This is a genomic window from Cupriavidus sp. USMAHM13, assembly GCF_001854285.1.
GTDB lineage: Bacteria > Pseudomonadota > Gammaproteobacteria > Burkholderiales > Burkholderiaceae > Cupriavidus > Cupriavidus malaysiensis.
The window spans coordinates 18,481-37,385 of the sequence record NZ_CP017753.1 but is presented as its reverse complement, the minus strand read 5'-3'; the positions used below and the strand labels follow the sequence as shown (position 1 = coordinate 37,385).

Below are 18,905 nucleotides of genomic sequence, written 5' to 3'. Positions count from 1 at the left end.
TATGCATGCAATGGACGCGACGCTGCAAGCGTCGATGCCGACCGTGATGGTGCCGCGCTTCGGCGCCCTGGTGCCGATGCCATCCGCCGGTGAGCGGCTGCTCATGGCGGCTAACGGTGTCTTCCTGGAGGTGTGCCGGCCATGGGTACGGCTGGTGCGTCGGATCGCGAGTTTCTCGGTGCCGACGGCGATTCCGTACGGTGTCGTGGAGGAAGCCACCGATCTGTTGTGCGGGAAGGTACCGCCGGCGCTGGTCCGGGAGTTTGCGGAGATGGCGCGACGGGCGATGCCGAAGGAGGTCGGTGCCTGGATCGTGTGGCGTGCCGAGACAGGCGTGTTCCGACTGGTGCCTGTCCAGATCCTTGAGCATAGCGCTGGGCACCTGAAGTATGAGCGGCCTGAGTTACGGGCCGGCGAGTACCTGGTTTTGGATTGCCATTCGCACGGGCGCATTCCTGCGTTTTTCTCTGCCGAAGACAATGCCGACGACCGGTTTGACGTGAAGCTCGCCCTGGTGGTGGGTAGCTGCGATCGGCCGAATCCCTCGTTGGCGTTGCGGCTGTGTGCCAAGGGGGTGTTGGAAGAGGTGGAAAGGATCCCGACAGCGTGGCGCCTCGCCGCAGCATTAGGTGCGGCTGCGACGGTAGAGGAGGGCGTATGACAGCCTTTCTCCATCAGATGCCGGGCGACCTGGCGACGCGCGCTTGGCGCGTCGTGGTGGTGGGCGCCGGAGGCACCGGCAGTGCGCTGTTGCCGAACTTGGCCCGCCTGCACCACGCGATGGTCGAACTGGGCCACCCGGGCGGCATCGCATGCACGGTGTTCGATGACGACACGGTGAGCGAGTCCAACGTTGGTCGGCAGGGGTTCTACCCGAACGACGTTGGACTGCACAAGGCGCCGCTGCTGGTCAACCGCCTCAATAACCTGATGGGCACGCGCTGGGAAGCGCAGGTGCGTCGTATCGGCTCGCGGGACCGCCTCGCGTGCGATCTGGTCATCGGCTGCGTCGACACGCGGGCCGCCCGCAAGGAGATCCTCAGCAGCATGGAGGGAAGTTACGGGGCCTGCTATTACTTGGACTGTGGCAATGAGACCGATCGCGGGCAAGTCATTCTTGGCCAGGTGGGTAAGAGAATGCCGCAGCGCCTGCCGCATGTCGGCGATCTGTTCCCGGAGCTGATGGACCCGAAAGGGGATGCGACCGACACGGCGCCGTCGTGTTCGATGGAAGAGGCCCTGCGCAAGCAGTCGCTCGTCATCAACCAGGCCATCGCCGTGCAAGCGTACAACCTGCTTTGGACCCTATTCCGCACGGGTTCGCTGTCCTATAGCGGCGTGTTCGTCAACTTGTCCGCCGGACGGGTCAGCCCGCTGAACGTCGACCCAGATGTATGGGCGCGGTTTGGCTATGACCCGAAGGCGAAGCGCAAGCGCAAGCTGGCCAGCGCAGCATGATGGCGCGCGGCTTCCGTGCCACCGCCCCCGATGATCTTGTCGGGGGCTCTTTCATTCACCGTCGGGTAATCCGGCGGCGGCCCTTCAGTCGGTGGCCCTAGCTGTCGCTAGTTTGTATCCGCGCGCAGGGACTTCTCCGCGCTCGGCTCTTCTCCCCCTAGTGGCAGATCGCCTCGGCGGTCGTGCCCCAAGCGATATAGGAGTGCAGATGCCCATTTCCATTCCCCAGCGATTCCAGCACAACGAAACCGGCGAGCACGTCGTGGTCGTTGGCGTCCAGTTCCAAGGAGAAAGCAGTAGCGCACCGCTGCAGTCGATGCCGCGGGCCAAGTTCGCGGCCTCGTTCTCGATCGCGGCGCGCGTGCCGTATGCTCCGCGGATGGTGACGGGAGAATGGCTGCCTGATTCGGTCGCCGTACTGGCCTACTGCGATGGCCAGACCTGGAACGGTTGGCTGATGCCGCTGTTCCCAATCGAGAGCGGCTTAGCCCTCGCCGAGCAGATGCCTGGGCTGCAGTACGACGCAGCCGGCGACGCCTTTGTGCTGTGTGACAGCGAAAGCGACTACGGACCGTTGCGCATTGAATCCCAAGAGATCCTGTGCAACGGCACTCGGCTTAAGGTGTACGGCATCGGCGATGGGTTCTGCTGGGAGGCGAGCCCGCTGTGAGGTGCGGCCACTCTTCCCAGAGCAAGCCGGCGCCTGTATGATCAATACACCTTCCGCGTCTCAGACGCATCGACCCTCGCTGACTGTTTAGTCGGCACAGCTTTTTTCTCCCACTACGGGCCTTCCTGCCCGTAGGCGAGGTTGGCCCGTTTTTTCTTGCGAGCCAACCATGTTCCGTCTGTTCTCCGTAGTGATTTTGTCTGTCCTGTGCGCGCTCAACGCAGGTTGTGCGATGGTGCAGGCCTCTCCCGATGTGTATCGCGGATCCGACGTGATGCGCAAAGGCGATATCGAGCAGGTCACCGTGTTGCGTGTCCGCAAGGTCATGATCAGCGGCAATGATGGCTTCATGTCGACCTCGAGCGGCCTCCCGGGGCTGATTGGCGGTGGTGTGAGCGCGTTGCTTGGCGGCAGCATGATCGGTGGCGGCAGGGCGCGTTACTTGGCCGGCACCGCTGCCGGCGCCGTCGGCGGCGTCGTAACCCAGCAGGTCGCGGAGCATCTCAGCAAGCAACCTGGCCTGGAAGTGTTCGTGCGTACCGATACCGGGCGCATGCTTTCCGTTGTGCAAGATGCATCCCAACAGTTCGAGCCGGGTGAGCGCCTGTATCTGCTTTCGAGCAGCATGGGCTATCGCTTGACGCGTTGATCCAACGGGCCGGCTTGCCGGCCCCGTTACTTTGCAAGCCTGAGAGGGCTTGCCCAAGCGCGCACGCTTGGGCAAGCGTTCTTTGATCGCGCCATTGGCGCATCGAAACCCTGTCTGGCTGGCCCAGACCTTCACCCATTGCGGGACACCAGTCCCGTGGGGATGAGGTGTCCCGTGTACCTGGACATCCCATGAAACTCCCCAAATCCTTTCACCTGAGCCGCTCGCCGGACAACACTCAAGCCTGCACTACCCTGAAGCGCGACGCCTCGCGTGTGTTGCGCCGCGTGGCATGCGATCTGGCGTTGCGCCAGCGCGACTACACCATTCGCTCGCACCGGCAACGCCGGCGCCAAGCGGACGTGGTGGCGCTGCACACCGACAACCTGTATCTGGAAATCGCGCACGCGCCGGCGGAGCCGGCCGTATCGGTGCGCTTCCGTACATGCCGTGGTCGAAACGACCTGGCCGGCGGCCGCGACAATGCGGTCTGCCTGCAGTCGCTGGGTTCCCCAGATGGCTACGCTGAGCTGCTGGGCACGCTGCGCGTGCTCGCTGGCCGGCGTAGCTGAGGGGGCCCTATGTCCACGCTCATCAAGGTAACCTTTCGCACCACAAGTGGCGAAGAGACCACGGGGTCGGCGCAGTATGATGCGGATTCCGGCCTTGTCATCTTGCCAGATCGACTCGTCAGTCGAATCGATCTGGCGCGCTCGACGGGCGATCGCTACGCGATCACCGCCTACGAGGGCGGCTATCAGTATCCGCATGGTGCATGCGGAAAGCGCATCGGCTAGAGAAACATCGGAAGGCTAAGTCTGGCTTGCGGCAGTCCATGTGGAAGGCGATCAGCGAGCCAACCAAGGCACAGCGCGAGCAGTATGGCCGCTATCACCACAGCTTGTCGGCCGCATCCGTTGTTGGGATGGTCAGTTGCATCGGGAGCTCGCCGGGCTGGTCCACATCGCACGTTCTGAATGTGCTGGGCCTGTTTGCGGCGGCTGTTGTACTATTCCTCATCGGCGCCGTCCTTTGCAAAGGAGACGAATCATGACGGGTGTTATTGCATTCCTGCTGTCGCTTTGCCTGGCAGCGCTGTTCCTGTGGGCAGACCGGAACGGTCGTCGCGTTCACAAGGACTGAGCACCAGCGATCCTCTCAGGTGTCCCAGATTCTGTCTGGGGACCTCCTCCACGCACCTTCGGGTGCGTTTTTTGTTTCCGATCCTCGCCGGATCCGCGCCGGCGGGCTGGATCTGGGCTTCCGAGGAATCTCTTCGGAGTCCCATATGCAAGTCATTGTTGAGCGTGTGATTGAATTGTCGGCAAAGGGCGATTGCCCCGCCGACGCCGACTTGTTCTTCGCGCTGGTCCAACTGGGCGATCACGCCGGCCTCATTCTGGAGATGGTCCAGGCATTGGAGGCGCTGGCGGCCAGTTGCTGGATCGACTACTCAGCGGACTATTCCCCCGACGTTGATGCCGCCACAGAGAAGGCCCGTGCGGTTGTTGCGAAGCTCGAATCGATCCGCGTCGCGCGCTCTCCCTCCGGGCGCTAGCCGCGCGACGGCCAATCACTGCTTTTTCTTTCACCCGTGCGGGGCAATCCCGGGCGGGGTGGCCTCGCATTCTGCGAGCTCCCAATGTACACAGCACTGAATGCGCGCGGCGACGAAGCATCTGTCGCCGCGCTGACGTTGAATGTCGGCCTCTACGACAATGGCTCTGCACGTCTGACGCTGATCGACCCAGGCAGCCGGCGAGCAGCAGGATCGCTCACGGTGAATCTTCCCGGCGCAGACCTGCGCGACGACGAGATCCTGGTATCGGCCGACTGGTCCTTGCCTTGCTCGCTGAAGGCGGCGCTGTTGGCCGACGGGCGATTCGTCTGCGTTGGACACTGGCGCCAAGGGGATTACGGCCCCGGCGAGGTCTGGCGGATCGCCTGTCCTCGCCTGCTCAGGCAGGTCGCCTCGGCGCGCGCGGCTGTCGCCGGCCGTCGCGGCCGCGGCCTCTTTCTCGCTGCGGCCTGACGCTGCCGCTTCCATCCCATCCGGGGCACGCCCCGGATGGGGGGTGCTCCGTCCTCGGAGTCATCCATGTACGTCATTTCCATCGGCCCGGAACGGGTCGCCTCATGCACGACGCTCGCCGGCGTGCTCGCCTCCCTCCATGCGAAGTCCGGGTGGCGGCCGGGCACCCGCCCGCAGGATGTCCAGGTCCGCCACATTGCCCGCGGCACTATTCCGGTCGTCGCGCTTTCTCAGGGAAAGCTCGGGCTGCGCCCGGCCGGCACCATACGTACTGTCTTCCAGCAGATCATCGACGAGGTCGACCAGTACCTGGTCCGTGTCGACGGCAAGATCCTCAGACCGCACGAGATGAGCCGGGCGGCGTGGGAGGCGGTCGCCACGGCGGGATCGCTCGGCTGCTTCGCCGAATGGGTGGTGGATCTCGGCCAGGCTGAGTTGGGGCCGCTATTCGCTACCCGCGACCTGTTCGAGGAGGCGGGCCCGTTCGATCCGCATGCGTTCATGCAAGCGGAGTTCCGCCGACGCTTCGGCTACGGCACCAATGGCCCCGAGTATGCCCCGGGCGCCGGGTGCAATGCCCGGCACGAGGTGCACGTCGCGTACGCGCTGCTGCGCGGAGAGAGGGTGCGCGAGTGCGTCCTCAAGGCATATCGCGACGATCCCGAGATCGGTCGTCATGACCTGCACTGGCTGCGATTGCTGCTCGACGTGCCAGGCCTGCGCGGAGCGCTGCCGCCTGCGCAGCTTCGCGCACTGTCCAATCTCATTCGCCACGAGCACCTGGCCACGTCACCTGAACATATCGTCCGGATGCTGACGGTGATCCGCCGCTTGCGGGCGGACTGCAGCGCCGTCGCGGTCGATGACGCGCTGTACGAGGCGGGTCTGCTGCCTGCGCGAACGGTGCCGATGCCAAAACTTCCTGAAGGGGAGGCCGCGGCGCCCGTGACGGCGCTGGCCAGCCGGCTCCATGAGCTGGTCACCGAGAAGCGCTACCGGGAAAGCGTGGCGTCGGCTGAGTCGCGGCGCAAGGCTCTGAGTATCAGCCAGCGCGAATATGAGCGCGAGTTGGCCGTTGCGGAGCATGAAAAGCGGGGCTACGGCTATTCTTGGCCGAACAAGCTGGCGCTGGCGGTCATGCAACGCGACGTCGCTATGCTCCTCGACGTGCTCGACACGCCTGCGGACCGGAACGCGCAAAGCAAAAAGGCGGTCCGGGACGTGCTCGGCATCTCCCTGCTCAACTGCAACGCGTCGACGCGCCGCCGGCGGATTTTCGACATGTGCGGTTTCTCGGAAGAGGAGCAGCGAGTGTGGGAGGACCAGTCTGGCGAGGCACGTGCGGTCGCGCAGCGCGAGCATGCCGTGGCGGAAGCGACCCGCAATGCGGAGGCAGCGCGTTGGCGCATCGAGAGCGGTAGGGTGATGAACGGGCGCGAGTACGTGGACATGTGCATCGCCGAAGGCTTCTCGGAGATCGTCCAGCAGCAGCGCGGCAGCGCGCACGCCTATTACATCCGTGATGCGCACCGCAGCGTGGCGCGGCCGTTGCGCGCCAAGGACGGGACTCTGGCATACGCCCGGGCCCGTCTGCAGGCGGCGCCGGTTGCCGTCGCGGCGTGAATACATCTTGCATCGAATCCACCGGCCAGCTGGCCGGGGGATTCGCCTAGCGCCGCCGAGGAAACGATGCTACGCTTTGCAGCATCAAGCAAGCGTTGTTCGCACTGGAACGATCCAGTTCAAACAGCGTTTCACCCGCGTCTCAGACGCATCGACCCTGCCAGCCTCCGGCTGGCGCATTCATTGAACCTCCCACAGGGACACGCTCCCTGTGGAGGACGTGTCTTTGTGGGGATTCCTCTCTGGGAGCTCCCATGAAAGTCACCCCTTCCCAACTGTCTTCCCTGCTCCAGGCGTGCATTCCGGCACGCCTCCCGGTGCTCATCACCGGTGCGCCCGGCATCGGTAAGAGCGATATCGTCGCCCAGGCCGCCAAGGCTGCCGCGCACGATCTTCTCATCTCCCATCCCGTGGTCGAGGACCCGACCGATTCCAAGGGGCTGCCGTTTCCGGCGGACGATGGTAGCGGAGCCCGGTTCCTGCCCTTCGGTGATCTCGCGCAAGCGATGCAGAGCCAGCGCCCGCTCGTCTGGTTCATCGACGACCTGGGCCAGGCGTCGCCGGCCGTCCAGGCCGCAAAGATGCAACTCTTGTTGGCGCGCCGCATCGGCGAGCATGCCTTGCCCGATCACGTTACCTTCATCGCGGCCACGAATCGCCGCGTCGACAACGCCGGCGTCTCTAACGTGCTCGATCCGCTGAAGTCCCGCTTCGCCACCATCGTGGAGCTGGAACCCAGTTTGGAGGATTGGACCCGCTGGGCCGTGCGGAACAGCGTGCCGCCTGTCCTGATCGCTTTCCTGCGTTTCCGCCCGGACCTGCTCGTCAGCCAAGAGCGGACGAGGGAGATCGAGAACCGCGAGTCTCCCCGCACGTGGGGGCACGTGGCGCGCCTGCTGCCGGTCCTGCTGCCAGAGCTTCAGCTGGCCGGTATCACTGGTGCCGTGGGCGCTGGTGCTGCGGGCGAGCTGATCGGCTTCATGCGGGTCTGGCGGGATATGCCATCCGTGGCCGAGATTCTCGCCGCGCCGCACTCGGCGCGGATCCCGGAGACCCTGGCGGCGCAGAACGCCATCGCCACGGCGCTTGGCCATGCTGCCAACGAGAACAACTTCGATCGGGTCATGGTCTACGCGGACCGCTTGATCGACGCTGGACTCAACGAGTTCGCGGTGATGCTCGTGAGCGACGCGGTGCGCCGCGACGCGTCGCTTGCTGCGACGCCGGCATTCGTTGTCGCGCAGAGCGGCCCGATCGGGGCGGCCCTGCTCGGCCAGTAGTCCCCTTTTTCTTCTCCTTTCCCCCTGACGGCGAGCCATCCGGCTCGCCGTTTTTTCTTTGCCGCATTCATTTCATTCGAGGATTCACCATGAACATTACCAATCTGAACGAGCGCGTCATGCTCGCCACGCTCAACATCTCCGTCTGGAGGGCTCGCCGTTTCGACACCAAGGCCACGGCCGAGGTGGAATCGGCGCACGACACGCGGAACATCGGCCGCTTCAACAAGCGACTGCTGACCGACGGCGCCACGTCGTACAAGGAGGTGTGCAGCATCGCCGGGCGTATGCGCTCCTACTTCGACGCGCATACGCTCGACTACGACCAGCTGGGCGTGCGGCTTTTGCCCACCTCGATCTACATGGAGGTCAACGACCACCTGCGGTACCTGCAGGATGAGTACCGTGGGGCGGTGGACGTTTTCCTGGCGGACTACCCGCGCTTGATGGAGGAGGCGCGCGCCGCGCTCAACGGCCTGTTCGATGAGGCGGACTACCCACAAGTTCCGGCGCTGCGGAAGAAGTTCGGGACCAGGCTGGCCATGCTGCCGTTCCCGGATGCCAAGCAGTTCGCCGTCGACCTGCCGCACAACGTGTTGGACGTGCTGAAGGCCGATGTCGAACAGCGCGTGCTCGGCGCGGTGAAGACCGCCAACGATGACATGGTCGGGCGGCTCTTCGAAGCGGTGCAGCATTTCGCCAACCGGCTGTATGGGAGCGGGAATGTCCGCCTGGACGTCGCCGACAAGGTGCGCGAGCTCAGCGAGCTGCTTCCGAAGCTGAACTTCTCCGAGGATCCCGCGCTAACCCGCATCCTCGAGGACACGCGCAAGCACTTGGCCTGCCACAGCGGTGCCGACCTGAAGGCGTCGCCGGCGCTGCGGTCCGAAGTGGCCGAGAAGGCCATGGAAATCGAAGCGCAGATGGCAGCGTTCATGAGCGGGCAACCGATGGTGTCCGCCCACTCGCAGGCGGGCGACCCCTTGCTCGAACTGCTGACGGCGTGAGGCGAGCGATGCTGGAACGAATTATCAAGCAACGCACGCAGCTGATTCTGTCGCAGCCATTCTTCGGCGTGCTTCTGATGCGCCTGAAGATCGCGGAGGACGCTTCTTGCAAGACGTTCTGGGTGGATGGCGAGTCGCTGGGCTTCAATCCGGCCTATGTCGAGACCCTCTCCGACCTGGAGTTGCGCGGTTGTCTTGCGCACGAGGTGCTCCACCCGGCCAACGGCCATTGTTGGCGCCGTGGCGCGCGCGATCCGAAGCGATGGAATCGTGCGTGCGACTACGCCATCAATCCCCTGGTGTTGTCGGCGGGGCTGAAGCTGCCTGTGGGCGTGCTGATTGACGGGCGCTTCCTCGGCAAGTCGGCGGAGGAGATCTACGCGATCCTGCGCCAGGGAGATCGGCAGGCCCCCAAGCCAGATGCGGACGGCGCCGGCGATGGTGCCGGCGATGCGTCGGTGCCGAACGGCAGTCCCAGCAATGGGGGCGGCGGTCCGGACAGTGGCAACCCGTTCGAGCCCGGCGAGGTCCGCCAAGGGCCGCCGACCGCACAACCGGGGCTGCCCGACGAGTGGCGGGTGGCGACGTTGCAGGCGGAGAAGGTGGCGCGCATGCGTGGACAGCTGTCTGGTGACCTGCAGGCGATGGTCGGGAAAGCGACGAAACCGCCGGTGGACTGGCGTTCGATCCTGCACCGCTTTGCCAGTGAGTCGAGCACCACCGACTACAGCTGGGCGCTGCCGAACCGTCGCTATACCCACATGGGCCTGTACATGCCGGCGCTCGACTCTCGGGCTGTGGGGGATGCGGTGTTCGTGCGAGACAGCAGCGGCTCGGTGTTCGACGAAACGCAGGCACAGTTCGCAGCAGAGATCGAGTGCATGTGGGACCGGCTCCAACCGGCCCGCCTGATCGTCATCGACTGCGATGCGGCCGTTCGCCAGGTGCAGATTTTCGAGCGCGGCGACGCGCTTGATCTCGCGCCCGTGCGAGGTGGCGGCGGCACCCGGTTCTCGCCGCCGTTCGAATGGCTGGCGGAACAGGCCGTGCAGCCCGCCTTCCTGGTGTACCTGACCGACCTGGACGGTGCCTTCCCAGCCCCGCCAGCTTTTCCAACCCTCTGGGCCTCCACCACTCCCCTCAAGCGATGCAAGTCGCCGCCGTTTGGTGAGTGTGTGGAGGTTGTGGTTTGACGTTTGATCCCCGGCACCGTCCGGGGATTTTTTTCGTCCCGGCCTCTGCTCTGCAGCAGCGCCGGCATCCGAATGTTCGCAGTGTTTCGGTGTGGTTGGTTGTATGCGCAACGAAACATGTTTCGACCTGTGAGGGTTCTCGCGACGGAGAGGTGCACGAGATGGGCAATACCTATATTGAGATTTCAGACCAGATGGCCGGTGGATTGGAGGATCGGGTCGAACAATGGCGCCATGCCAAGGCGGAGGGAGCGGTTCGCGCCGGCTTCGATAGCTGGCTGGAAATGGTGGTTGCCCGCGAGGGCGCGAGACGCCCTGGAGAGTTGGTGATTTTCCGGCAAGGCGGCGTCACCTTCGGGCTCGAGCACGGCGCCATCTACGAGGTGGAGAGCACTGCCAAGGGCGTTCGTCGCTTCCGCTGCATCCTGGATGGGGCGCTACCCTTGATCGCCTTCGTCGACATCGCCACGGGTGTAGAGCGTCCCTGGGTGACGCTGGTCAAGCTGTTCAGTGCGAAGGAGTTGAGGAGCCTGAGTAAGGTCCGATGACCGGGAAAGGTGGCCTGATTCTGATAGCTTTTCGCGTTTGTGCGTCCAGCATGCTGAACGCACTCCCCCAAGCATCTGCCAAACAGCGACCTTCGGGTCGCTTTTCTTTTTAAGCCGAGACCGAGCTGACGTCGGCAGCCGGGGTGGGAGCGCTGGCCCCGGGGGCAGCGGGTTGTTGGAGCGCGGCCACGCGGGTGACCCGGCCGTCGAGGCTCGCTGTGGCGCCAAGCCGCAGGGAGCCGGCGTAGTAGATCTCGCCTTTGACGCGGCCGTTGATCTGCAACGAGGCACGGGCTGCGACATCGCCTTCGACGGTGCCGTCGACGATGACGTGCTCGCCTTCGACGCGGCCGCGGACGATCGAGGCCGGGCCGATGTGCACCAGCCCGTTCATCGACTCCACATCGCCTTCGACGTAGCCGAGGCACGAGATGCCATGGTCCGCCGCCACGTTGCCGTGGATGCTCATGCCTTGGTTGATGACGCTGAAGGTCAAGCCTTGTTTCATTGAGTCTCTCCCTCGATGGTCTAGAACAGCTTGATATCGCCGGCGGCCGCGTGCTCGCCCGCTTTCGGCTGGGCGGCCTGGCTGGATGTGCCAGTCCGCGCCCGCGAGGTGGGAGCCTCAGCCTGGGCTTTGGGCTTGCTCTCCGGGGAGGCCTGGCTTCTCTGCATCGCGGCACTGGGCGCCGGGCTTGCCTTCTCGGCGGGGAGAGGCGTCGCGCTTGGTGCCGACGCTGCCGCTGCAGCAGAGGCGGGCTCCTCGATGCCGGCGGCCGGGTTCGAATCGCTGTCCGGGCGCGCGGAAGGCATGTCGTAGGATCCTTGCGACTGCATTGCGGCGACTTGGCCGGCGACGGGGGGCGCGTCCGTGAGGTGGCCGCGGAGGCTGGCCACGCCCATGCCAGCGAGTCCCGCAGCCGCGGCGCCGGCGATCACGAGTAGGGCCGATCGAGTACGCTGGCCCATCGCGTCCCAGCGCTTGCGGGCGGCATCGACCGACACCGCAGAGCCCGGCAGGGCCTTCGGCGCTGCGATGCGCGACGGCATCTCGATGGTGAGAGGAGCTTGGGCGTACTGCTCATGCAGCTTCTGAATTTCCAGCAGTTCCATACGGGGTCTTCAGGGAGGTGGAGTGGAAAGGGAGAGGTGCGCGCGATGCCGGCCGGCGCTATTCAGGCAGGAGCGTACCGTCAGGGGCGAAGCGGTCGTTGTCCGGCATGGCAAGGGCGTGGATTTGCCCGATCAGCTTGCCGGCGGAGATCATCAGTGTCTCGCGCTGGCCCGACTGCAGCGTTCTCGCTCGGATGGCAAACAGGGTGTAGGCGAAGAGTCGATCGTGCTGATTCAGCAGCCGCACAAGGCGCCCGGAGAGCGGATGCGTGATTTCTACCACTTGCTCGTCGAAGGCGATCTCGAAGGGGCGGCGGTTGATGGCCGAGATGCGGTCGATCGCCGAGGAGTACCACTGTTCCGCATTGCGGAAGCACTCGTCGAGTGCGCGGATTTTGCCGCCGCGTCGGACCGAGGCGACCGAGAACTTGGTGGAGCAAAAGTTGTAGTCGCGCTGAAGGAAGTCCCGCACGAAGACCGAGCAGTAGCTGATGGTGGCCACTGCTGAGGTCTCGGGGATGGTGCGGCCGATGCGTCCGTCGCTCGAAAATCTGGAGATGGGCTTGAGCCCGCTGACGACTGCGTCGTTGGAGGCGGGCGAGGGCGGGTCGACAGGTGGTGGTGAGTCGTGCTCTGTGATGGGTTCAGGCGTAGCGGCCATGATCTGTTCTCGGAATCTCTCTGCATACGATTTTCCTGCAGGAAGTCCAATGTCCAGTTGCCAAAAGCTATACGATTTTCGCGAGCATACGGGGGGTTCGCCTTTCGATTCTTAGGGCATACTAGTTCCATCTTCAGCGTCCCTGACGCATCGACCTTGACTCCCTCGCGAGTCCATCTACTGTCCCAAGCCGTGCATCTGTGCACGCTCCGACCGATTGGCTATCGGTGTGGAATCTTCTTGTTCCGAGTGAATTCGCTTATCACTCCCCGTCATCAGCTGTAATACGCGTCCGCTTCCGAGCCACCTTTGTTGGTGTGCGCGAGGGACGCCGTTCGAGCCTGGGAGATCGTGGAATCTCTCTCAAAGGCCCGCCTAGGCAGAACGGCCGTCGTAGGCTGATCCGTGATCCTGCGGAGGACGATTGTCCGAAATGGGTTGTTGTGCAGCGTGACCATGCTGCGCGAGGATGCCTTGACATCCTCACTTGAGCCGCGCCTTGCGCCGCTCCCTGAGTGCCACGCCCCCGGAAGGGGCGTGGCATCCAGGTCTCTTGCAAGCAAGCTCGCTTCCGCACGTCGGGGCGGGCTTTTTTTGTTTGTATGAGACCGCAACAAGGGAGGTGCCACGTGGCCACGTTCCATGAAGCCGAGATCCAGGCCGCTATCGCGGCCACACTCGCCCGCCGGCGGGCCGACTACACCGGCCAGCCGCACGCGTGGCGCAGCCTATGCGAAGCGGCCTACGCCGCCAGCCTTCCGGAGCCCGCGCGAGCGCGGTTCCTTTCTACCGTAACGACCCAGCGCGGGGCCGACACAGCCCTGCGCCTTCGGGAGCATGCTGAGTCGATTCGCGCCGCTGTCGTTCGTCACCTTGACCGCAGGAGATGCGCATGCAACCAGCAATCACCTACAGTGACTTCAGCCACCGCAGAAGTCTCCTAGAAGAGCGGCCGTCGCGGCCGCCCATCATTGGCAAAATCCGACCCGGCATTCAGGTCCTGACGAAGGCGGCCCGCGAGAACAAGCGAGCCGTGGAAATCCACGACACGCTGCTGGCCCAGGGCGAGTCATTTGAGCGGATCGCCGTCGAGATCGAGCGCCAGACGAAGTTGCGCAATGCACTTCGTCCCAAGAACGTCGGGTATTTCACCTGCCGTCGTTCCGACTTCACCAATCCGGCGGTGGCCGACGAGATCCTCCAGCGCTACGGCGAGGACCGCGGCGACGGGCTCAAGCTCTGGCGCTTTCCGGTTCTGTTTGCCTTTGACGACTGGCTCAGCAACATGCCGAACCAGCTCACGGTCTGGGGCAGCAGTGGTCGCCACTTCTTCTCCGAGTATGGGTCGGATGGATTGCGCTACTGCAAGACCTACGCGCCCGCCGAGCGCGACGATCGCGCCAGCCGCATCAAGCGGCTGTTCGGAGGCAGGACGATCATCCTGCGGCAGGATGATGCGATACCCGACGGTGTGTGCGACCCGCACCGGTGCCCGCAGTACCAGGCGCGCCAGTGCAATCTCTCGGCCAATTTCTACTTCGCCATCCCGGAGATCAAGGGCCTCGGTTTGATCGAGTTGCCCACCAATTCGATCTACGTGCTCCAGAAGGCCTACGCTGCCATGCAGACCGTTGCTCTCGCGCGTGGCGGAAGGCTCGTCGGCATCCAGTTCACGATGTCGAAGCTCGAGGCGGAGATCAGCCGAATCGACGAGGACGGGTGCCCGGTGCGTCAGAAGCAAATGCTCACGACGATCGACTCAGATATCGACCTGGGTGCGTTGCTCGATGGTGCGGATCACATCCCGCATGCCATCGAGGCGGCGAGCCAGGCCGTCTCGGCACTGGAGCAGGGCAAGGACCCTGCGGCGATCGCCGATGGTAGCGGGGCCGATCCCGGTTCAGAGACCACTGGGTATGCCACGGACGATCCCGAAGACCGTCTGCACCGCCTGGAGGACCTGATTGTCCGGCTCGGTCTGGCCGGTGAACGCGAGCGGCATTGCCTGCGCGTGTTCGCCCACGTCACCTTCGGCAAAGGTTGGGCGAAGCGCCCAGCGGACGTCGAGCAGCTGATCGCCGAGATGTCGCATGCGCTGGCCAACCCGGCAGCGTTCAGCGAGCAGGTGCGTGCTGTCGCGGCGGACGCCGGCGTCACCGCCTGACGCCGATGGCGGCCCGTAAGGGCTGCCGTTCGGCGCGGCGCCTGTTTCCCTTCCATCGCCTCGTCCCGAGGCCCTTTCTTTGCTTTGGCAACGCGACGCGATGCCACCTTCCCATGAGGAGCTTTCCATGCGCCACCTTGGCGACCATCTGCTTGTGGGTCATTTCTCCGACCTGCACTATTCGACCAGCAACCTCGCGGAAGCCGATCGCTGTTTCGGCTTCGCGGTGGAGGACGCCATCGCCAGCCGCTGCGCGGTGGGTGTGGTATCGGGCGACTCGACCGACCACCGCCTGGATGCCCACACGCCCGCGCTGCGGGTGTTGGCCGGACGGATCCACCAACTGTCCCGGCACATGCCAGTGCTGATGCTGCAAGGCACCTTCAGCCACGAGCCCCCGGGCACGCTGGATTTGTTTCCCCTGATGAGCGCGGGCTACCCTGTCTACGTGGCCGACCACATCCACCAGGTGGCGTTGCTCGGTGGCGAGTTTGTGGCCTCGGCGGGCTCGCTGTTCACCTCAGAAGAGGTCGATGCGCTGCTGGCCTCCGGGATCCCGGAGATGGTGTTCACCTGCGTGCCGACCGTCAACAAGGCGGTGCTGGCGGCGGCGGTGGGCGCGGGGCAGGCTGCGACGGCGTTGGGCGATCACCTGGCGGCTTACCTGGGCGCGGCCGGCGCGGTCAACCGCCTGCTGCGCGCGCGTGGCGTACGCACGCTGGGGGTCTCACACGGCACCGTGAATGGCTGCCAGACGGAGCATGGTGTCCCGATGGCAGGCTTTGATCACGAGTTCAGCATCGGGGCGCTCTTCGAGGCGGAATGCGACGGCTTCCTGCTTGGTCATATCCATCGCGCGCAGCAATGGGCGCAGGACGGCCGCGTGGTGGCCTACCCGGGCTCGATCGGCCGGTTTCACTACGGCGAGATCGGAGACAAGGGATACCTGCAGTGGGAGGTGGCCCCGGGCCGCGCGGTGGCGCGGCAGGTGGTGACACCCGCTCGCGAGACGCTTTGCTACGACTTCGACGGCCCGCCCGACATGGAGCGGCTCGCCACGGTGGCCGGCGGCGCCGCGGACAAGTTTGTCCGCATACGCTGGACCATCGATGAGGAGCACCGGCAGTTGGTGGACCGCGATGCGATCTGTGCGCTGTTCGGGGCTGCGGCAGAGGTGAAGCTGGAGGGCCGCGTGCTCCCAGCCGTGCGCAGTCGAGCCGAAGGCATCAGCCGGGCGGCCAGTCTCGGCCAGAAGCTGTCGCACTGGGGCGAACTGGCCTCGGTCGACACGGGGCCTTTACTGGATCGTTTGGGCATGCTGGAGACCGCCGACGCGCTGTCGATCACCGACCTGGTGCTGGCGCAACTCGACCAGCGTCCCGTTGAGACGGTGGCGCCGGCGGAACCTGCGGCCACGCCCGAGAGGCCCCAGCCCGTGGCATCGACAGTGGCGACTGCCTCACCGGCGCTCGACTGGCTCAGCGACGACCTGTTTGCGGGAGTGCCCGCCTAACCCTGAACGCGAGAGCCGCGTTCCGACAGCCTATGGGGCTGTCGAAACCTGGTTTCACCTGCGTCCCTGACGCATCGACCTAAGCAGTTCCTTTTCTTCTGACCCTGGCGGGTGCTCCCGTCTGGGGATGCACGCCGCCCAACCGTGGAGTGCATCATGATTCTTTACCCTGCTGGCCCCCAATGGGCACGTTGCTTTGAAACTGACGTTGCGCCGGCCGATATGGCTCAGCGCCTCGCGAACGGCCATGGATTTCATGCGGCGGCTGCGGCAGAGCCCTTCGGCCGCGGCCGAGGCAGCTTGATTGCGACGCGCGAGCACATGCTCGTGCTGGCCGTCGAGTCGCGCGCGGATGCCTACTGGTACTCGGTGGCCCCGACGCTGGAGTTGCAGAACCTGTTGTGGTCGTGGGCCAATGGCTACGCCAGCCAGTGGAGCGAGCTCGAGCGCCGGATTCTGACTGGTCGTGTCGGGTGGCCGGACATCCTCGATCTCGCGCGGCAGCAGTTCGCCGCCGCCGTTCGGTCGGTGGAGCGCGCTTTGACCGGCATGCCGGAAAGCGAGGCCGCCCCGGCGCCGGACGATGCCATGTGGATGGAACGGGAGCCGCTGATGGCGCTCCCTGTCGACTACCTGGTGCCGATTTCCGGCGCGGAGGTGGTCGAATGCGCCCACTGAAGCTGACCCTTACGGGCTTTATTGGCGTGCGCGACGGCATGCGCCGCGAAAGCGTCACGCTTGACCTGGCCAGCCTGCCGGCGGGCCTGATTGCCTTGACCGGACCCAACGGTGCGGGCAAGACGACGCTGATGGACAACCTCCATCCCTACCCGATCATGCCCAGCCACGCCTCGAAGATGAGTGCCGATGCGTTTTCCTATTGGGACCATCTGTATGGGTCTCGCGGGGAGAAGGACCTGGAATGGGAACATGCCGACAAGCTGTATCGGTCGGTTTTCTCGTTCCGCAACCCGGGCAAGAGCCGGAAGGCCGAGTACTACCTGTTCGAGAAGGCGGCGGACGGGAGCTGGAAGCCGTTGGAGCTGCCAGACGGCCTCATGTCGGATGGCAAGGCGGACAGCTACAACCGTTGCCTCGACGCGGTCCTGGGGTCGCCGGAGGCGTTTTTCATGAGCGTGTTCTCGGCCCAGAACCGGCGGCCGATCGCGAGCTACCAGGCGAGCGAGATCAAACGGCTGCTGGCGGAGTTGCTGGGACTGGAGCACTTGCGCGACTTGTCGGCTAAGGCCGGTGACGTGGCGAAGGGCTTGCAGAGACACCTCGATGCCGTCCAACGTGATCTGTTGCTGCTGAGCGGGCGTCGCGATCACCTGACGCGTCTTGCTGCGGACATTGGCCAAGCCGAGTCGTCATTGGCGACGGCGCGGCAGCAGCGCGACGCGGAAACGGCCCACGGTGCGAAGCTCCTCCAGGAGCGGGCGACCGTGGCCGCCAAGCAAAGCGCTTCGGCTGCGGCGGAGGCGCGGCTCCGGGAGCTCAAGGTGCGCGACGGTGAGTTGGCTGCGCGCCGGCGGCAACTGGAGGCCGATGCTCGGGATGCTGGGACGCGGTCGGCGGCGCGTCAGCGTGAGCTGACGCAGATTGTCTCGGCGCGTCAGGCTGTCCTGGCCGAAGGCGAGGCGATCCGGACCGCCGGCGCTCAGCGTGATGCACTGCAGATGGCGCTCTCCGGGCAGCAAGGGGAGGTCGCTGGACAGCAGGAGGCCATCGCGCGTCTTGAGGCGCTTCAACTGCAACACACTGCGCTGAAGTCGGACCTGCAGGGGCTGGAAGGCCGCGGCGCTTCGGCGGCGCAGCTGGTGCAGTCCCTTAAAGGCCAGGTGAGCGTGATGGATACGGTGCCGTGCCATGGGCATCCCATGCATGACGCCTGCCCACTGCTTGTCCAAGCCCGCCAGGCCAAAGTGCAGTTGTCGGAGCAGACCATCTCGTTGACCCAGCTGCGCACCAGCTACAAGGCCAAGGTGGAAGCCATGAAGCCTATAGCGGCTGCGCTGGAGGAGTTGGCGAGCCAGCGGAAGCGCCTCACTGCCCTGCAAGCGGAAGTGGCACGCGGGCAGCAAGAACTGCAGCGTCTCGCAGCTCTTGCGGCGAAGAAGCCTATGTTGGATGTCGCGCAGGAAGGCCTCTCGCAGGCGCAACGCGATCTGGCGGTGCTGGCCGAGGAGGATGATCGTCGGCAAGCCAGGCACGTGCGGGATGTGCATGAGGTCGACCACCAGCGGGAGGTCATTCACCGCGAACTGGTCACCCTTTCGCACGTGGATGTCACTGGCGTGCTGGCCGAGCTGGACCTGAAGCTGAAAGCGAGCCGGGAAGAGATCGTGGCATTGGATGGTCGGATCGAAGCACTGATCCGGCAACAAGCGACGTTCTCGACCGAGCGCGAGCGTGTGGAGGCCGAGCTGGCCGGCATGCCGGGCGTTCAAGGCAAAGCCGAGCGGCTGTCCGACGAGATCGCACGATGGAAGCTGCTCGCCAAGGGGCTCGGCAACGACGGCGTCATTGCTCTGTCGATTGACGATGCGGGGCCGGCACTGACCGGAATCGTCAACGACCTGCTGCTGGCCTGCTACGGACCGCGATTCACCATCGCGATCCATACGCAGACGGCGTTGGCGAATGGCGAGAAGCGTGAGGGATTCGAGATTCGGGTCCACGACGCCGACAACGACAGCGAGAAGGACTTCGCGCATATGTCGGGCGGCCAGAAGATCTGGGTCAACGAATGCCTGACGCGAGGCATCGGTCTCTACCGGGCGCAGGACTCCGGACAGAGCTTCCATACCCTGTTCACCGACGAGGCGGACGGTCCTCTGGACCCAGAGCGCAAGCGCGCGTTCATGCGCATGAAGCGCGAAGTGTTGAAACAGGGCGGCTACGAGCGAGAGTTCTTTATCTCGCACACCCCGGAGTCCGTTGACGAGGCGGATGCCGTCATCGATGTGGCGGCGCTTGCCGTGGCATAGGCAG

21 protein-coding genes are annotated in these 18,905 nt (G+C 64.9%); 18 read left to right on the top strand and 3 right to left on the bottom strand.

Annotated features, from left to right (window positions below):
* Position 1: 1 nt before the first annotated feature.
* The 13 genes from BKK81_RS33010 to BKK81_RS32955 all read left to right on the top strand — a co-directional run bounded on the left by BKK81_RS33010 (position 2) and on the right by BKK81_RS32955 (position 10,460).
* Positions 2-661 carry a PRTRC system protein A gene (locus tag BKK81_RS33010; protein WP_071022973.1) on the top strand — a complete coding sequence of 220 codons (660 nt, stop codon included), beginning with the start codon at positions 2-4 and terminating at the stop codon, positions 659-661.
* Positions 658-1,458: a PRTRC system ThiF family protein gene (locus tag BKK81_RS33005; RefSeq protein WP_071022970.1), complete on the top strand. Its 801-nt coding sequence runs from the start codon at positions 658-660 to the stop codon at positions 1,456-1,458. The genes BKK81_RS33010 and BKK81_RS33005 overlap by 4 nt, the downstream gene beginning before the upstream one ends.
* Positions 1,459-1,666: 208 nt before the next feature.
* A complete protein-coding gene (locus BKK81_RS33000; RefSeq protein WP_071022967.1) occupies positions 1,667-2,128 on the top strand; it encodes a hypothetical protein in 462 nt (153 codons plus the stop codon).
* Between the two features lie 169 nt (positions 2,129-2,297).
* The gene (locus BKK81_RS32995; RefSeq protein ID WP_231908280.1) at positions 2,298-2,777 is read left to right on the top strand and encodes a hypothetical protein; all 480 of its coding nucleotides are present in this window, start codon (positions 2,298-2,300) and stop codon (positions 2,775-2,777) included.
* Positions 2,778-2,968: 191 nt separating this feature from the next.
* Positions 2,969-3,349 (top strand): hypothetical protein, encoded by a 381-nt coding sequence (locus BKK81_RS32990; protein ID WP_071022964.1) that lies wholly within the window; start codon positions 2,969-2,971, stop codon positions 3,347-3,349.
* 9 nt (positions 3,350-3,358) lie between these two features.
* On the top strand, positions 3,359-3,574 hold the full coding sequence (locus BKK81_RS35850) for a hypothetical protein (RefSeq protein WP_084085836.1): 216 nt from the start codon (positions 3,359-3,361) through the stop codon (positions 3,572-3,574).
* A gap of 491 nt (positions 3,575-4,065) precedes the next feature.
* Complete coding sequence (locus tag BKK81_RS32985) at positions 4,066-4,335, top strand: hypothetical protein (RefSeq protein ID WP_071022962.1); 270 nt, start codon at positions 4,066-4,068, stop codon at positions 4,333-4,335.
* 84 nt (positions 4,336-4,419) lie between these two features.
* Positions 4,420-4,809, top strand: coding sequence for a hypothetical protein (locus BKK81_RS32980; protein WP_071022960.1), 390 nt, complete (start codon positions 4,420-4,422; stop codon positions 4,807-4,809).
* A 66-nt stretch (positions 4,810-4,875) separates the two neighbouring features.
* Positions 4,876-6,432, top strand: coding sequence for a hypothetical protein (locus tag BKK81_RS32975; RefSeq protein ID WP_071022958.1), 1,557 nt, complete (start codon positions 4,876-4,878; stop codon positions 6,430-6,432).
* Between the two features lie 254 nt (positions 6,433-6,686).
* Entirely contained in the window at positions 6,687-7,712 is a 1,026-nt protein-coding gene (locus tag BKK81_RS32970) for an ATP-binding protein (protein ID WP_071022955.1), read from the top strand.
* A gap of 89 nt (positions 7,713-7,801) precedes the next feature.
* Complete coding sequence (locus tag BKK81_RS32965) at positions 7,802-8,719, top strand: hypothetical protein (RefSeq protein WP_071022953.1); 918 nt, start codon at positions 7,802-7,804, stop codon at positions 8,717-8,719.
* An 8-nt stretch (positions 8,720-8,727) separates the two neighbouring features.
* Positions 8,728-9,912 (top strand): vWA domain-containing protein, encoded by a 1,185-nt coding sequence (locus tag BKK81_RS32960; RefSeq protein ID WP_071022950.1) that lies wholly within the window; start codon positions 8,728-8,730, stop codon positions 9,910-9,912.
* Between the two features lie 161 nt (positions 9,913-10,073).
* A complete protein-coding gene (locus BKK81_RS32955) occupies positions 10,074-10,460 on the top strand; it encodes a hypothetical protein (protein ID WP_071022948.1) in 387 nt (128 codons plus the stop codon).
* Positions 10,461-10,569: 109 nt separating this feature from the next.
* Here the strand turns inward: BKK81_RS32955 and BKK81_RS32950 are convergent, their stop codons facing one another.
* Genes BKK81_RS32950 through BKK81_RS32940 form a run of 3 tightly spaced genes read right to left on the bottom strand, consistent with a single transcriptional unit; the run spans position 10,570 to position 12,234 of the window.
* The gene (locus BKK81_RS32950) at positions 10,570-10,968 is read right to left on the bottom strand and encodes a bactofilin family protein (RefSeq protein ID WP_071022945.1); all 399 of its coding nucleotides are present in this window, start codon (positions 10,966-10,968) and stop codon (positions 10,570-10,572) included.
* 20 nt (positions 10,969-10,988) lie between these two features.
* Complete coding sequence (locus tag BKK81_RS32945; RefSeq protein WP_071022942.1) at positions 10,989-11,573, bottom strand: hypothetical protein; 585 nt, start codon at positions 11,571-11,573, stop codon at positions 10,989-10,991.
* 58 nt (positions 11,574-11,631) lie between these two features.
* A complete protein-coding gene (locus tag BKK81_RS32940; protein ID WP_083384839.1) occupies positions 11,632-12,234 on the bottom strand; it encodes a hypothetical protein in 603 nt (200 codons plus the stop codon).
* Between the two features lie 602 nt (positions 12,235-12,836).
* Here BKK81_RS32940 and BKK81_RS37170 point away from each other — a divergent pair.
* From BKK81_RS37170 to BKK81_RS32920, 5 genes are all read left to right on the top strand, one after another.
* Entirely contained in the window at positions 12,837-13,178 is a 342-nt protein-coding gene (locus tag BKK81_RS37170; RefSeq protein WP_083384837.1) for a DUF7696 family protein, read from the top strand.
* Positions 13,127-14,398, top strand: a complete 1,272-nt coding sequence (locus BKK81_RS32935) for a recombination directionality factor (protein WP_071022940.1) — start codon at positions 13,127-13,129, stop codon at positions 14,396-14,398. The genes BKK81_RS37170 and BKK81_RS32935 overlap by 52 nt, the downstream gene beginning before the upstream one ends.
* A 127-nt stretch (positions 14,399-14,525) precedes the next feature.
* Positions 14,526-15,911, top strand: coding sequence for a metallophosphoesterase family protein (locus tag BKK81_RS32930; protein WP_071022938.1), 1,386 nt, complete (start codon positions 14,526-14,528; stop codon positions 15,909-15,911).
* A 156-nt stretch (positions 15,912-16,067) separates the two neighbouring features.
* Positions 16,068-16,589, top strand: coding sequence for a hypothetical protein (locus BKK81_RS32925; RefSeq protein ID WP_071022937.1), 522 nt, complete (start codon positions 16,068-16,070; stop codon positions 16,587-16,589).
* Positions 16,577-18,901 carry a nuclease SbcCD subunit C gene (locus BKK81_RS32920; RefSeq protein ID WP_071022934.1) on the top strand — a complete coding sequence of 775 codons (2,325 nt, stop codon included), beginning with the start codon at positions 16,577-16,579 and terminating at the stop codon, positions 18,899-18,901. Before BKK81_RS32925 ends, BKK81_RS32920 begins: the two co-directional genes overlap by 13 nt.
* Positions 18,902-18,905: the final 4 nt, after the last annotated feature.